Origin of the sequence: Lewinella sp. W8 (genome assembly GCF_004375085.3) — a bacterium.
Taxonomy (GTDB): Bacteria; Bacteroidota; Bacteroidia; order Chitinophagales; family Saprospiraceae; genus Neolewinella.
The window spans coordinates 53,088-67,355 of record NZ_SNAQ03000027.1 but is presented as its reverse complement, the minus strand read 5'-3'; the positions used below and the strand labels follow the sequence as shown (position 1 = coordinate 67,355).

The 14,268-nt window shown below is 59.9% G+C and carries 11 protein-coding genes; 9 read left to right on the top strand and 2 right to left on the bottom strand.

What is annotated here, in order from left to right:
- Nucleotides 1–445: 445 nt before the first annotated feature.
- The 4 genes from E1J53_RS22485 (at nt 446) to E1J53_RS22470 (ending at nt 3,651) form a co-directional block, all read left to right on the top strand.
- A complete protein-coding gene (locus E1J53_RS22485; RefSeq protein ID WP_134274678.1) occupies nt 446–1,207 on the top strand; it encodes an alpha/beta fold hydrolase in 762 nt (253 codons plus the stop codon).
- Nucleotides 1,208–1,390: 183 nt separating this feature from the next.
- A complete protein-coding gene (gene mce, locus E1J53_RS22480; RefSeq protein WP_134274677.1) occupies nt 1,391–1,798 on the top strand; it encodes a methylmalonyl-CoA epimerase in 408 nt (135 codons plus the stop codon).
- A 4-nt stretch (nt 1,799–1,802) separates the two neighbouring features.
- Entirely contained in the window at nt 1,803–2,420 is a 618-nt protein-coding gene (locus E1J53_RS22475) for a methyltransferase domain-containing protein (protein ID WP_134274676.1), read from the top strand.
- Nucleotides 2,413–3,651: an MFS transporter gene (locus E1J53_RS22470; RefSeq protein WP_134274675.1), complete on the top strand. Its 1,239-nt coding sequence runs from the start codon at nt 2,413–2,415 to the stop codon at nt 3,649–3,651. Before E1J53_RS22475 ends, E1J53_RS22470 begins: the two co-directional genes overlap by 8 nt.
- A gap of 8 nt (nt 3,652–3,659) precedes the next feature.
- Here E1J53_RS22470 and E1J53_RS22465 read toward each other — a convergent pair whose 3' ends face one another.
- Nucleotides 3,660–4,388: an NUDIX domain-containing protein gene (locus E1J53_RS22465; protein ID WP_134274674.1), complete on the bottom strand. Its 729-nt coding sequence runs from the start codon at nt 4,386–4,388 to the stop codon at nt 3,660–3,662.
- Between the two features lie 128 nt (nt 4,389–4,516).
- Here E1J53_RS22465 and E1J53_RS22460 point away from each other — a divergent pair, with 128 nt between their 5' ends.
- From E1J53_RS22460 to purN, 5 genes are all read left to right on the top strand, one after another.
- Nucleotides 4,517–6,121, top strand: coding sequence for a carboxylesterase/lipase family protein (locus E1J53_RS22460; protein ID WP_134274673.1), 1,605 nt, complete (start codon nt 4,517–4,519; stop codon nt 6,119–6,121).
- Between the two features lie 9 nt (nt 6,122–6,130).
- Nucleotides 6,131–8,464 carry a glycoside hydrolase family 3 N-terminal domain-containing protein gene (locus tag E1J53_RS22455; protein WP_253932282.1) on the top strand — a complete coding sequence of 778 codons (2,334 nt, stop codon included), beginning with the start codon at nt 6,131–6,133 and terminating at the stop codon, nt 8,462–8,464.
- A gap of 151 nt (nt 8,465–8,615) precedes the next feature.
- Complete coding sequence (locus tag E1J53_RS22450) at nt 8,616–9,527, top strand: sugar phosphate isomerase/epimerase family protein (protein ID WP_368671769.1); 912 nt, start codon at nt 8,616–8,618, stop codon at nt 9,525–9,527.
- A 38-nt stretch (nt 9,528–9,565) separates the two neighbouring features.
- The gene (locus E1J53_RS22445; RefSeq protein ID WP_134274671.1) at nt 9,566–10,591 is read left to right on the top strand and encodes an alpha/beta hydrolase; all 1,026 of its coding nucleotides are present in this window, start codon (nt 9,566–9,568) and stop codon (nt 10,589–10,591) included.
- Nucleotides 10,592–10,714: 123 nt separating this feature from the next.
- Nucleotides 10,715–11,314: a phosphoribosylglycinamide formyltransferase gene (gene purN / locus E1J53_RS22440; protein WP_134274670.1), complete on the top strand. Its 600-nt coding sequence runs from the start codon at nt 10,715–10,717 to the stop codon at nt 11,312–11,314.
- 252 nt (nt 11,315–11,566) lie between these two features.
- Here purN and E1J53_RS22435 read toward each other — a convergent pair whose 3' ends face one another.
- Nucleotides 11,567–14,248, bottom strand: a complete 2,682-nt coding sequence (locus E1J53_RS22435) for a CHAT domain-containing tetratricopeptide repeat protein (protein WP_173021602.1) — start codon at nt 14,246–14,248, stop codon at nt 11,567–11,569.
- Nucleotides 14,249–14,268 lie beyond the last annotated feature (20 nt).

Sequence of the window (14,268 nt, the reverse complement as noted above, 5' to 3'; positions counted from 1 at the left end):
ATCTTGACCAAGTAGGGGCTTACCACTTTTAAGATGGTCTGCTAACAGCTTTTGGAGATCCGCTGGTAATTTGTCTTTTGCGCTTTTCATTCTTAAAGATAGTAGACACACTTACTTGAACAGTCTCCCAGGCTACGCCTTCGCGAAACAGGCTTTCGATCACCGTACATCCCTGGTCTTAACGGTACACGACTCCCCCCACAGCTATCGGGATCGGCAAGGAATCTCTGGTAAGAACTGCGGATTTTATCCCCCTACGTCGGAAGAGCCCCTCGTTGCGCTCGGGAGACATTCCATGGACCCTCTTCCTTCTTCTCCCTTCCTTCTTCCTTCTTCCTTCTGCCTTCTTCCCTCTTCTCCCTTCCTTTTCCCAAGTCCTCATTCCTCCACCCTAAAACTTCCCCCGCCTTCCAGTCGTTCCCTCCCTGTTGAATCCTACCCTCCCATGCTCAATCACAAATCATTCGGTTCGGGCCCGCCCTTAGTGGTCTTGCACGGCCTTTTTGGCACCCTGGACAACTGGCAGACCTTGGCCCGCAAGTGGGCCGAGCTGTACACCGTCATTCTGGTGGACCAGCGCAACCACGGCCGGAGTCCCCATTTCGACCGGATGGATTACAACCTGATGGCCGAAGACCTCGCCGAATTTCTCGAAGCTCAGTGGATTCACGAATGCTTCCTCCTCGGACACAGCATGGGCGGTAAGGTGGCCATGCAGACGGCCCTGAACTATCCGGACCTGGTGGAAAAGCTGGTGGTGGTAGACATTGCCCCCCGCGCCTACCGGCGCGGCCACGACGATGTTTTCGCCGCCCTGCGCTCCCTCAATCCCGCCACGGTCGGCGACCGGCAAACGGCCGACACCACCATGGCCCAGTACCTCTCCGACCCGGGCGTACGACAGTTCCTGCTCAAGAACCTGGCCCGGGCCAAGGAGGGTGGGTTCCGCTGGAGAATGAACCTGCCGGTCATCCACCAGGACTACGAAAAAATCATCGGCCCCCTCGACCTGAGCGCTGCTCCCTACGAGGGCCCCAGCCTTTTCATCCGGGGTGCAAAAAGTGGCTACGTGCAGGACGACGACCTCCCGGCCATCGAAGCCAATTTCCCCAAAGCGAAACTCATTACCGTGGCGGATGCCGGCCACTGGGTCCACGCCGAACAACCCGATGCCCTGCGGGAACTGGTGACCACCTTCCTGGGGTAAGGGCCCTGGAAGGGTCCTCCTCCATGAGCGAGGTCTACAGCCGGGGCGTCAGCCCGGCTAGGGCCTCGCGACCAACCGCCCACCCACCGGCACTGATCAATGTCCCCGCCGGCATTACGCAAAATCAATCTAGCCCATTCGCCGAAAGGCGATATTTGACCCTCACGCAAAACCATTTAAATCATGCGCCTCGATCACATTGGCATCGCCGTTGCCGACCTTAAGGCCGCCGATGAACTCATCGCCCGCCTGCTGGGGCGTGCCCCCTACAAACAAGAAGTCGTTGCGGAACAATCCGTCATCACCAGCTTCTTTGATGCCGGCGCCCAGGACGCCAAGCTCGAACTCGTCGCGCCGGAAGGTGCCCGGGGCCCCATCCAGAAATACCTCGACAAACGCGGTCCGGGCATCCACCACCTTGCCTTCGAGGTGGACGACATCCGCGCCGAAATGGCCCGCCTTGCCGCCGATGGCTTCCAGCTCCTCCAGGAAGAGCCCAGCCTGGGGGCCGACAACAAACTCGTCTGCTTCCTCCACCCGAAGAGTACCGGCGGGGTACTGGTGGAAATCTGTCAGACGCGTAAATCATAACGCCATGGAAAAACACACGGCCGCCTACTGGTCTTCCCGCTACCGTGCCGCCGAAACCGGCTGGGACATTGGCTACGTTTCCACCCCCATCAAGGAATACCTGGATCAGCTCGAGGATAAGTCCCTGAAGATACTGATTCCCGGAGCGGGCCGGGGCTACGAAGCGGAATACGCCTGGCGGCAGGGATTTACGAACGTCCACGTGCTGGACCTGGCGAAGGAACCTCTGGAGGACATTCAGCGACGGGTACCGGACTTCCCGGCCGCCCAGCTCCACCAGGGAGACTTCTTCGCCCACCGCGGCAGCTATGACCTGATCCTGGAGCAAACTTTCTTCTGCGCCCTGCCTCCATCCCAGCGGCCCGACTACGCCGCGGCCACCTACGACCTCCTGGCGCCCAACGGCAAGCTGGTGGGCTTGTGGTTTACCTTTCCCCTGCGGCCGGGGCAGGACGCGCCGCCCTACGGCGGCGATCGGAAAGAATACCTCGGCTATCTGGCATCTTTCTTTCGGGTAAGGGTGTTCGAAGAGGCATACAATTCCATCCCGCCGCGCGCCGGCAACGAGCTCTTTGGCATTTTTGAGAAGCGGGAGGAAGTAGCCCCCGCCCCCGATGAATAAAGAACAGCGCTTACTGCTCATCCTGGCCGCCGTCCAGTTTTGCCACATCATTGATTTCATGATCATCATGCCCCTCGGCAAAAAGATCATGGCGGAATTCAGCATCGAGCCCGGACAGTTCGCCTGGGTGGTCACCTCCTATGCGCTGGCCGCCACCATCGGCAACATCGCCAGCGTGTTCGTCATCGATCGTTTCGATCGGCGCTCGGCGCTGCTGTTTCTCTTCTCCTGCTTCACCATCGGCACCTTGGCCTGTGCTTTCGCCCCCACCTACGCCGCCCTGCTCGGCACCCGTTTCTTCACGGGCCTCTTTGGCGGCACCCTGGGGGCACTCGTGCTGGCCATCATTGGCGACGTGATTCCCCTCGCCCGCAGGGCTTCGGCCATGGGCTGGGTCATGACCGCCTTCAGCGCGGCCTCCGTCGTGGGGGTCCCCTCCGGCATCTACATCGCCGCCGAACTGGGCTGGCAGGCGCCCTTCATCGTCACGGCGGCCCTCTCGGCAATTTTTGTGGCGGCGGCCTGGTACCTCGTCCCCAACCTGCGGGGGCACTTGCTGCCGGCTGAAGACGGAAGTATGGGCGCCAAGGCGCAGGATGCCGGGGTAAAACCCAAAAAGCCACGCGCTTCCGTTTTTACGCCCTTCGTGAACATCCTCTCTGACGGTAACCAGCGGGCCGCCCTGCTCTTCACCCTCACCCTCATGTTGGGGCACTTCACCATCATTCCCTTCATCGCCCCCTACATGCAGCTCAACATCGGTTTTGCCGACAAGCAGGTCAGCCTCATTTACCTGATCGGGGGACTGCTCACCGTCGTCCTCCTGCCCGGTTTTGGCAAGTTGGCAGACCGCTTCGGGCGCATGCAGGTCTTCACCATCGCCTCCGTCTTCGCCCTGGCCAGTATCTACGCCCTCACGAATCTGCAAACGGACTCCATCACCCTGGCCCTCGTCGTGACCTCCTCGTTCTTCGTCGTGGCCAGCGGCCGTAACGTGCCGGCAACCACCATGATCACCTCCGTCGTGCGGCCCGAAAATCGGGGCTCCTTCATGTCGCTGCGGCAGAGCGTCAACGAGGCGGCGCTGGCCGCCTCCAGCTTCGTGGCCGGCCTCATCGTGACCGAAGCCCCCGACGGCAGTCTGGAACACTACGAACTCGTCGGCTACTTCGCCATCGTGATGAGTGTCGTGGCCATCTTTACGGCCAGTAGATTGCGGGCGGTGAGTTAGTCGTCCATTTAATCGGCATCCCCCCGTTCCACAAAACTATACACGTACGGCGCCTTGTGCGCCCCCCCGGAGTAGCGCTTCTCGTGCCGCACCAGAATTCCGGAACTGAGCATCCTCCGCTGGAAGCTGGCGCGGTTCAGCTTTTCCCCCAAGATGGCTTCGTGCACTCGCTGTAGCTCCTTGATCGTGAACCGCTCCGGAAGCATATTGACCCCCACCAGCATAGCGTCTACGTTTTTCCGCAACGCCACCAGGGCGCGTTGCACCATCTCCTCGTGGTCAAACAGCAAGGGGGGTAATTCATCCACCGGATACCACTCCAGAGAATCGGAAAGTTTGTCCGGCTTGGGGGTGACGTGGTGGTAGTTGATCAGGGCGTAATGGCCCACGGAAATAAAGCGGTCCTGCAGGCCGGGGAAATGCTGCGGATTGTGTCCGCTGGCCCGCAAAATTTCCCGCATCGTATCCGGCCGGTAACGCGCCAGGCTGCCGAAAGTATGGAATTGCTCCAGGTGGATATCCGTGAGCCCCGTGCGTTTCTCGAGTCCCTTCTTGACGGCTTCGTTGAGGTCCTCGTTACGGCCGATGAAGCCCCCCGGCAGAGCGAACCACCCCGTATTGTGGTACTCCAGAATCAGTATTTTCAGTCGCTCGCCCGAGAAGCCAAAGACCACACAGTCGTAGGCCAGGTGGGGCAAATAGTCGTCCACGAAGGTAGGAGGGCCGGATTGGGGCATGGAAAACGGAAACGTTTGGGTCCGCGATTTTAAGCAAAGTATTTGGAAGTAAGGGCAAATAGGACTACTATTGTTGCACTTCGCAACAATAGTGTCGTGAAGTTGCCATCAGGATCAATTCAATACGCATGAACCGACTTCTTTTGCTCATTCTTCTTTTCATGGCGTGTACGCAGGTGCAGGCCCAACTGGTTACCGGCAAAGACGTAGCCGTGACGGATACGGACCGGGGAAAAGTCCGGGGCTTTATCCTCGACGGTATTTTTACCTACAAGGGTATTCCCTACGGCCAGGCCGAACGCTTTGAACGGGCGGTAAAGCCCGAACCCTGGGAAGGAATAAGAAGTTCCATGACCTACGGGCCGGTAGCTCCCCTGCCGACCCCAACTACTTCCGTGCAGGACGAAAGTGAATTCGTTTTTGATCATGACTGGGGGTACACCAGTGAAGACTGCCTGGTGCTGAACGTATGGACGCCCTCCATCGAAGACGACCGTAAGCGACCCGTAATGTTCTGGATTCATGGCGGAGGGTTCACCTCCGGGTCCTCCCAGGAATTGCCGTCCTACGACGGCGAGAACCTGGCGCGCTCCGGCGACGTCGTCGTGGTATCCATCAATCACCGGCTGAACGTTCTCGGTTTCCTCGACCTTTCGGAATACGGGGAGCAGTATGCCACCTCGGCCAACAACTCCATCCTCGACATCCAACTAGCGTTGGAATGGGTGCGGGACAACATCGAAAACTTCGGGGGTGACCCCGGCAACGTGACCATTTTCGGGCAGTCCGGTGGCGGCGCTAAGGTTAACACCCTGATGGCCATGCCTTCCGCCCGGGGGCTCTTCCACAAGGCCATCAATCAAAGTGGTGCCTTTCGGGGCGACATGCCCGACCAGACGCTCACCCGACGGATCGCGACGGAAACGCTCAAAGAGTTAAAGGTGACCGCGGAGGAGGTCGATAAGCTGCAGGAAATCCCCTTTGCGGAGTTGTCCGCCGCCAGCAGCCGGGCCCTCGCCACCCTCAATAAAGAACTACAGGAATCCGGCGAAAGCACGGGCCCCTTCGGCCTGAGTTGGGGGCCCAGCATGGATGGTAACGTCTTACCCTACCAGCCCATGACCCCCGAAGCCCTGGCCCTTTCCAAAGAAGTCCCGCTGATGATCGGTACGGTGAAAAACGAATTTGCCCCCTTCTTCCTCGGCCCCCTCGCCGAGGCCCCCGAAGAACAGATTATGGGCTTCATCAAACAACAGCACGGAGATCGGGCCGAAGAATTCATCGCGGCGGTTAAGGAAGCTTACCCCGAAACGACCAAAGCGGTGGACCTCGTCAACGTGGATATGATGTTCCGCACCGGTGCCGTCAACCAGGCCAACATCGTTTCATCGGTAACGGATGGCGCCCCCGTGTACATGTACCTTTTCACCTGGCAATCTCCCGTGATGGACGGTAAATACAAGTCCCTGCACTGCATGGAATTGCCCTTCGTCTTTGACAACATCCAGCGTTGCCTGAACATGACCGGAGGGGGAGATAAAGCGGAGGCCCTCGCCAAAAAAATGAGTCGTGCCTGGATAAATTTTGCCCGTTCCGGCAACCCGAATCATGATGGTATTCCGAACTGGCCGGCCTACCAAGCTAAGGACGGCGCCACGATGATGATGGACCATAAATGGGAAGTCCGTCACCACCCCGATCAAAAACTACTCGAATTCAACGCTGGTAACTAGTCTTAAAGGATGAAGAATCTAATGCATTTTCGCAACCTACCCCACTTCACTTTGCTGGGGCTGCTAACCATACTACTGTCTTCCTGCGGGCCGGAATGGACCGAAACAAAAGGGGAAGACTTCAACCTAATCACCCACACCGACGGGCCGGAACTGGGGTATTCCCCGAATTCCGGGGTGGCCATTCTTACCGTAGACCGGAAGGCCTTCAAGGACCTCAATCAGAACGGCGAATTGGACCCCTACGAAGATTGGCGACTGAGCACCGAGGAGCGCGCCGCTGACCTGGCGGCACGAATGTCCGTGGAGCAGATTGCCGGCCTGATGTTGTACAGCGGCCACCAACGGATTCCCGGCGGCGGATTCCGCGGCTCCACCTACGACGGCAAACCCTACGCCGAAAGTGGGAGTTCTCCCTGGGACCTCTCCGATCAACAGGAAACGTTTCTGACCGAAGACAACCTCCGCCACGTTTTATTTACCTCCGTGGAGAGCCCCGAGGTAGCGGCCCGGTGGAACAACAATGCGCAGGCACTGGTGGAGGGCATCGGACTGGGCATCCCGGCCAACAACAGCTCGGACCCCCGCCACCAGGCGGAAAACGACGATGAATTCAACATTGGTGCCGGTGGTGAAATCAGCCGCTGGCCAAACTCCATCGGGATGGCGGCCTCCTTTGACCCCGAACTGGTGCGCAAATTCGGCACCATTGCCTCCCGGGAATACCGGGCGCTCGGTATCGCTACGGCCCTGTCCCCCCAAGTGGACCTGGCTACCGACCCCCGCTGGTATCGCTTCAGCGGGACCTTTGGTCCGGACCCTTCCCTGACGACCGATATGGCCCGCGCCTACGTCGATGGGTTTCAGTCGAGCGGAGACGGCGGCTGGGGCAAGGAAAGCGTGAACGCCATGGTGAAGCACTGGCCCGGTGGAGGTACCGGGGAGGCTGGCCGCGACGCGCACTATGGCTTCGGCAAGTTTGCGGTCTTCCCCGGCAACAACCTTGACGACCACCTGAAGCCCTTCGTGGAAGGTGCCTTCAAGCTGGAGGGCGGCACGGGATCCGCTTCGGCCGTGATGCCCTACTACACCATCTCCACCGACCTGGACCCGAGTGGCGACAACGTCGGTAATGCCTTCAGCAAATATTTCATCAAGGACATGCTGCGTGGAGAGTACGGTTACGACGGCGTGGTGTGTACGGACTGGGGCGTAACCCGCCAGGACGAAGGCATGGCCGTCTTTGGGGCCACCCCTTGGGGCGTGGAAAGTCTGACGGAAGCCGAACGCCACTACCGCATCATCATGGCCGGCTGTGATCAGTTTGGCGGAAACAACGATGCGGGCCCCGTACTGGAAGCCTACGAAATGGGCGTTGCGGAATTCGGAGAAGAGCAGATGCGGGCGCGGATGGAGCAGTCTGCCGTACGGCTCCTGAAAAACATCTTCCGCGTCGGGCTTTTTGAAAACCCGTACCTGGACGTGGCGGAAACCACGGCCACCGTGGGTAACCCCGATTACATGGCCGAAGGGTATGAGGCCCAGCTAAAATCGCTCGTCCTCCTGAAAAACAGTGGCGGAGTATTGCCGCTGGCCAAGAGCACCAAGGTGTACATCCCGGAGCGGTTCAATCCTCCTTCAGAAAACTTCTTCGGGGCGGTAACCCCCGGCAGCTGGCAGGCTCCCGTGGCCAACGAGCTGGCCGCACGGTATTTCGAACCCGTCGGTAATGCTGCGGAAGCAGACGTAGCCCTGGTGTTCATCACCGACCCCCAGAATGGCCGGACGGCCGGTTACAACGCCGAGCTGGCCGAAAGCGGAGACAACGGTTTTCTGCCCATCAGCCTGCAATACGATGACTATCGGGCCACCGAAGCCCGCGACCCTTCCCTGGCGGGCGATGCCCGCGAAGGTGACGTGCTGAACCGTACTTACCGCAACAAACTGGCGTCCGTCAGCAACCGCAGCGACCTGGAACTGGTGCTCAAAACCGTTCGCGAAATGGGGGATAAACCCGTGGTCGTGGTGCTACAAATCAGCAACCCGACCGTCGTGGCGGAATTCGAAGGCGAAATCGAGGGACTCCTGATCGATTTCGGCGTGCAGCGGCAGGCGGTGCTGGATATCCTAACGGGAAAAACCACTCCCTCCGGACTGCTTCCCCTGCAGATGCCCGCCAGTATGGCGACCGTCGAGCAACAGTTCGAGGATGTTCCCCTCGACATGGAAGTTCACCGCGACGGAGAGGGCAACGCCTACGATTTTGCCTTCGGACTCAACTGGGAGGGCGTCATTCGTGACGACCGCGTTGGTCGCTACGGAAAAGCAAGCGCCTCCCGGTAATAAATTTACGGCTCCCTACCGCATGCTCCCGGCACCCCGGCTGAGCACGAGGGTTCCATTTCATTGCACCCGCGCTATGCGCCCACGTGTTCTGCTGCCCCCTGACGCCCGCTAAGGGCATTCAACAACCATCACATCAAAAATTACCCACGTGAAACTTTATCCATTTTTCTTTCTCCTACTGCTATTTACCTTTTTCACCGCTTGTGGCGACCAATCAGCCACGGAAGCTGAAACGGAAGAAACCACCGAGGCCGAGGTGACCGAAGCCACCGACTTTGGTGGCCTGGCCCTCTATACCCTGCGCGACACGATGGCTGGCGATCCTAAGGGGGTGCTACAGCAAGTGGCGGACCTGGGCTACAAGAACGTTGAGGCCGCCGGGTATCGCGACGGCAAATTCTACGGCATGGATCCCGCCGAATTTGGTGCCTACCTGGCGGAAGTCGGCCTGAACCCCATCAGCTCGCACCACGGAGACATTTCGACGGACAACGTCGATCAGGTCGTTGCGGACGCCAAGGCGGCCGGCTTCCAGTACGTTGTCATTCCCGTACCCCCCATGGGAGCCTTCGGCTTTAACCGGGAAACCCGGACCATGGTAATGAATCAGGACATTGAAACGGTCATGGGCAACATCAACGCCATCGCCCAACGGGTGAAGGCCGGGGGCCTGCAGTGCCTCTACCACAACCACGATTTCGAGTTCAAGGAAAACGAAGATGGCATCGTGCCGATGGACTACTTCATCGAAAATTCCGACCCCGAGGTCCTGAACTTCCAGATGGACCTGTACTGGGTCACCAAAGCCGGAGCCGATCCGCTGGACTACTTCGCCAAGGCTCCCGGCCGCTTCATCGCCTGGCACGTCAAGGACATGGACGACGAGGGCCGCTTTGCTCCCGTTGGAGAAGGCACCATCGACTTTAAGCGCATCCTGGACGCGAAGGACCAGTCCGGTATGAAGTTCTACCTCGTAGAGCAGGACCAGTGCTTTAAGCATACGCCACTGGAAGCCATCGCCATCAGCCACGACGGCCTGAAGAACATCGGCTTCGAATAATCCCCACTACCACCATCCGCATTCTTTAAAACCACCCCATGCGATTGCTCCTGCTGACCCTGCTTGTACTTACCTTTTTCCCGGCCTGCCAGCGCCCCCCGGCGGGTTCCGGTGCGACGGCGGAAGTCCATGAATTCCGGAAGGTTTCCGACGTGACCTGGGCCGCGCCGCGGGGCTTTGACCTGACGATGGACATTTATACCCCGCAGACGCGGAAGAAGCAGTATCCCGTCATCGTTATGTACCATGGGGGTGGTTGGTTGATCAACAACAAAAGCATCATGGACGAAGGGGCGGCCTACCTGGCCAGCCACGGAGAATACGTGGTGTGTAACGTCAACTACCGCCTCCTTGGTGACCTGGGCAATACCGTGACGATGGACGAAATCGTGGGGGACGCCTTCGGTGCCCTGCTTTGGGTACGGGAGCACATCGGGGAATATGGTGGTGATCCCGACAAAATCATCGTAACGGGCGATAGTGCCGGCGGCCACCTGGCCACCATGGTGGCTACCCAGGGACATCGGCTGTCCGCCACCGAAGCCTTCGGAACCCCCGGCTATCGCTTCCGGCCCAGCTACCTGCCTCCGGAAGGACTTCCCGCGGGCGGCGTGAGCGTGGCCGGGGCCATGATCAGCTACGGAGCCTTCGATCACCTGGGCTCGGCCCGGGGCGGTTTTGAGACCCAGAGCAATATCTTCTGGCAGCTCGGGCAGGCACAGCCGCGGGGCATTTTCGGGGAGGACTACAACCACGAAGACCACCCGGAACGCTACCGGATGGTTTCTCCGCTCTACCTGATCGACCCGGCTGCGGAGCGGGATTATCCGCCGATGCTCTTCACCGTGGGCTCCGAAGACAACCTGACCACTCCGGCGTCCATCGAGGCCTACATGGCCAAGTTGAGAGAAGCCGGCCACGATGAATTGCAGTACTGGGTGCACGAGGGGCGGCCGCACGCCTTCCTGGATTCGGGGAGCAACGAATTTCTGGGGATTGAGTTCAGTCGGGATGCCGTGCCCGCGCTTGACTACATGATCGCCTACCTGGACGAACGCTTCTAGGGCGTTGCCGGAGATTTTCGTGGCCGCAGGCAGGTGCCGGGTAAGTGGGTAGGGCCGGGGACCGACCGTTTTTCCGGGAATTCACTTACTTACTACCTTACGCCTTCACCCAGCTTGATACTAATGCCGCTTCGACTTGCCATCTTCGTCTCCGGAACCGGATCCAACGCCCGGATGATCATTGATCGCTTCCGGGAACGCCCGGAAGCCGGGGTGGAAGTTGCCCTGGTGGTGAGCAATAAGCCGGGTGCCGGCGCCCTGGCGATGGCCACCGAGCGCGGCATCCCGACGCTGGTGCTCCAGCGGAAGTCCTTCTACGAAACGGAAGACCTACTGGCCCAACTGGAGCACTTCGGGGTAAACTTCATTGTTCTGGCGGGTTTCCTTTGGCTCATCCCGTCCTATCTGGTTCGGGCCTTCCCCCGCCGGATGCTCAACGTACACCCGGCTCTGCTGCCGGCCTACGGCGGCAAGGGGATGTACGGCATCCACGTGCACCGGGCCGTCAAGGCGGCCGGTGACCCCGAAAGCGGGATGACCATCCACTACGTCAACGAACACTATGACGAGGGAGACATCGTCTACCAGGCCGCCGTGCGCCTGGACCCGGACGACAGTCCGGAAGACATTGCCGCGCGGGTGCTGCGGCTGGAGCACGCCAATTACTGGCGGGTGATTGCCAGAATAGCGGAAGGGGAGTTGGGGGTAGAGTCTGACGTATAGATACGTCTTTACGTCAGGTGCCGCCCGATCAACCGGCTCGTTTTGTTTTCGGAAGGGCAGCGAAAGTGTCGTACTTCTACATATCTACGACAACCTTCGCCAGATAATAAATCCGGCACCCCCGCGAGAGGGAGTATTTCGGGCCGGAAGCTTTAGTGAATTGCGCCGTCAGGAATGGTTGCAATGATTCAGTAACCACCACCAGTAACTGGCCACCAGCAACTCCCTTTAAGCTTCCCCAAAAGTTCGACGTCACGACTCCTTCCTCCGGCTTCCCCACCACAACAAAGCACCAAGCACCAGCATTCCCATCCCCCCATACAGCATCCAGCGTTTCCAGGGTGGTGTACCGAGTTGGACCGGCAGTGCGGGCCCGTAGTACACCAGTCCCGCCCAGTAATACGGATGGCCAAACCGGGGGTTGGTAACCCCTTCCCGGTAGCTGCGGCCGGCCCCGTCGAGGGCCGCTCCCGGAGCGTCACCGACGTACAGGCCGTCGTAGGTGCTTCGCAGCAGCTCGTCGGTGGTGGCATCGTCAATGCTCCAGAGGCTCATGATGAGGTTGGGGGCACCCCGGCGGGCGAAGGCCCGCCCCAGGCTGGCTACCCCCTCGCCGTAAAGCTGTTCCCCCAGGCCAGTTTCACAGGCTCCCATAACCACCAGGTCCGCCTTCAGGGCGTGGGCGTGCAGGTCCTCCGCAGAATAGTACTGGTCGTTCGCATCCCGGATCAAAAACCTACTCAACAACTCGGTTTCCTTTTCCCGCGGATAGGCGTGAGTACCGAGGTGCAGCAGACTGTAGGCATCCGCCATTTCCCGGAAGGCTGCGCGGGTAGCCGCCGCGTTGACCAAGGTATCCGTGGGCATCAGGGTGGCCAGATGACGTACCGTGCGGATGGTTGCGGGCAACTCCAACCGCTGGGGCAATTCATCCGCATTTTCGATGCGGGCAACCGGCGCGAGCGCCAGCGCCCGTCCGTTACCCCGTCGCCTTCGCTGGCGGGCGAACTCGAGAAGCTGGGCGGAAAAGGCATACTGGACCAGCCGCTCCCGGGCCACCCAGGGCCAGTTCTGGTAAGTGAGACCATCCTCCGGCCTTGCCGTCAGCAAGGCCCCAAACGGGAGTAGGTACAACTCAGCATCCGGGATGATGTACACCGGCTGCCCCCGCGGCAAATCCAGGGGTAGAAAAAGCTGTTCGTACAGGGAGGTGGCCGCCTCCGGGTTCAGGGAACTTGCCGGATCAAGCAGCGCCTCCCGGTAGGCCCGCAGCTGAGGGCGCCAGACGTCGGGAGCGGGCAATTCCACCAAACTCAGTCCCTGAAAGGGAATCCACTTCAGGGCCAGGGTAAAGTCTTCCCCGACGTAATACTCCACCATGGTCGTATTGCCCATGATTTCCTTCAGGCGGGATGATCGTGGTGGGGTGGCGCCAATTTGCGCCTGCTGGTAGGCGGGGTAGGCGCGGAAGACGCTATCCTGCAAGCGGCGAAACGCCTGCAGGGCCGAAGGGTCACCGGCCGCCCGACGCGCCCGTTGGGCCACGGCCGCGAGGCGCGCCCGCACCGCCTCGGGCAAGGCCTCTTCGGCCCGTCCGGCGTTGAGCTCTTCCAGCAACAGCCGGGCGCGGGCCTTCTCCATAAAATAGAAAGCCGCTTCGGGATCTTCCGCCCGACTGGCGGTACTGATCGCCGCATTGTAGAGGGTCCGGGCATCCGCCCGCCAGTAAGTACGGGTGTCTTCGAGGAGTTGGTTGCGCCGCATTTCGTCCAGCAGCTCATCGGCGAGGCGGAAGGTGGCCAGAGCTGCGGCATACTGTTCGGCGTCACCCGTGGCGTCTCCGAGGGCCCGATGGGCCCGGGCCTTATCCTGCAAGTAGGTGAGGATGTCCAACTGATTCGTGCCGGAGAGGTCTTCGAGGGTCGGGTTGTGCGACAGGGCTTCCGGGCTGAAACTTTCGATACCCCAATAAAGGGCCAATTGGGCGGCCATCAGAGCAGAGTCGGGCATGCCCATGGAAAGGAAAAGGGTGGATAGATTGTCGTAATCCAGGGCTACGTAATTGTCGGGGCGATACCCTTCAGCAAACTCCAGATCGATTTCCAGTGCCCGGCGAAAGTGCTTTTCGGCCAGGGATAATTGGCCCGACCGCCGGTAGGCCATGCCAAGATTGGTGGCAGCAGTGGTTTCAATCACCAGGTCCTGAGGGCCTGCGGCATTATCCGCCAGGGTTGCTTCTAGCCACTTAATGGCTTCGGGATAATCACCCGCATGGGTGTGAGCTAGGCCCACTAAACTCCGGGTATCCAATTCCTCGAGGTCGTTGCCCGAAGAAATGAAATGCGCCAACGATGAATCAAGGTGCGGCAGGGCCTGAAGTGCGCCCGCTGCGGTTTCCTTATTCAGGTGTACCCGGGCAATGTTCCGGTGGATCAGCGCAATCGTCGTCGGGTCATTCTGGAAGCTTTCGTGTTCCAGGGCGGAGGTAAAGGCCTGGATGGCGGCGGCAAATTCCCCGATTTCGTCGTAGGTGTAGCCCAGCTGGAAGTAGGCCTGCCCCAACTTCCGGTTGGGGGCCCGACGAACGACCAGATCAAAGTGATCAATGGCCGCCTGATACTCCTGCATATTACGGTAGTAGAGGCCGAGGTTGAAGGCCGAGACCAGCACCTTGTCCGGTTCGGTGTCTTCGTGGTCAAGGCGCGCCCGCAGGGCGCGCGTGGTCATGGCTACCGCCAGGGGATACTCTTCGAGGTCATCGTAGATTTTACCCATTTCGTGCTGCAGGTCTCCGCGGCGCATGGGGTCACTGTCGGGAGTGGCGTCCAGCAACTGCTGGAGGGAATCGAGCAGGGCCCGGGCCGATTGCTCCTGAGCCGGGAGTGATGTGTAAACAAACGATAGTAGAAAAACGAGGAGGGATAAACGCAGCATGAACCTGAATCCGAGGGTGA

Excerpts from the sequence above, each read along its gene's own strand:
- E1J53_RS22435 (WP_173021602.1), bottom strand. The coding sequence starts at position 14,248 with ATGCTGCGTTTATCCCTCCTCGTTTTTCTACTATCGTTTGTTTACACA.
- E1J53_RS22485 (WP_134274678.1), top strand. The coding sequence starts at position 446 with ATGCTCAATCACAAATCATTCGGTTCGGGCCCGCCCTTAGTGGTCTTG.
- purN (WP_134274670.1), top strand. The coding sequence starts at position 10,715 with ATGCCGCTTCGACTTGCCATCTTCGTCTCCGGAACCGGATCCAACGCC.
- E1J53_RS22475 (WP_134274676.1), top strand. The coding sequence starts at position 1,803 with ATGGAAAAACACACGGCCGCCTACTGGTCTTCCCGCTACCGTGCCGCC.
- E1J53_RS22455 (WP_253932282.1), top strand. The coding sequence starts at position 6,131 with ATGAAGAATCTAATGCATTTTCGCAACCTACCCCACTTCACTTTGCTG.
- E1J53_RS22460 (WP_134274673.1), top strand. The coding sequence starts at position 4,517 with ATGAACCGACTTCTTTTGCTCATTCTTCTTTTCATGGCGTGTACGCAG.
- mce (WP_134274677.1), top strand. The coding sequence starts at position 1,391 with ATGCGCCTCGATCACATTGGCATCGCCGTTGCCGACCTTAAGGCCGCC.
- E1J53_RS22465 (WP_134274674.1), bottom strand. The coding sequence starts at position 4,388 with ATGCCCCAATCCGGCCCTCCTACCTTCGTGGACGACTATTTGCCCCAC.
- E1J53_RS22470 (WP_134274675.1), top strand. The coding sequence starts at position 2,413 with ATGAATAAAGAACAGCGCTTACTGCTCATCCTGGCCGCCGTCCAGTTT.
- E1J53_RS22445 (WP_134274671.1), top strand. The coding sequence starts at position 9,566 with ATGCGATTGCTCCTGCTGACCCTGCTTGTACTTACCTTTTTCCCGGCC.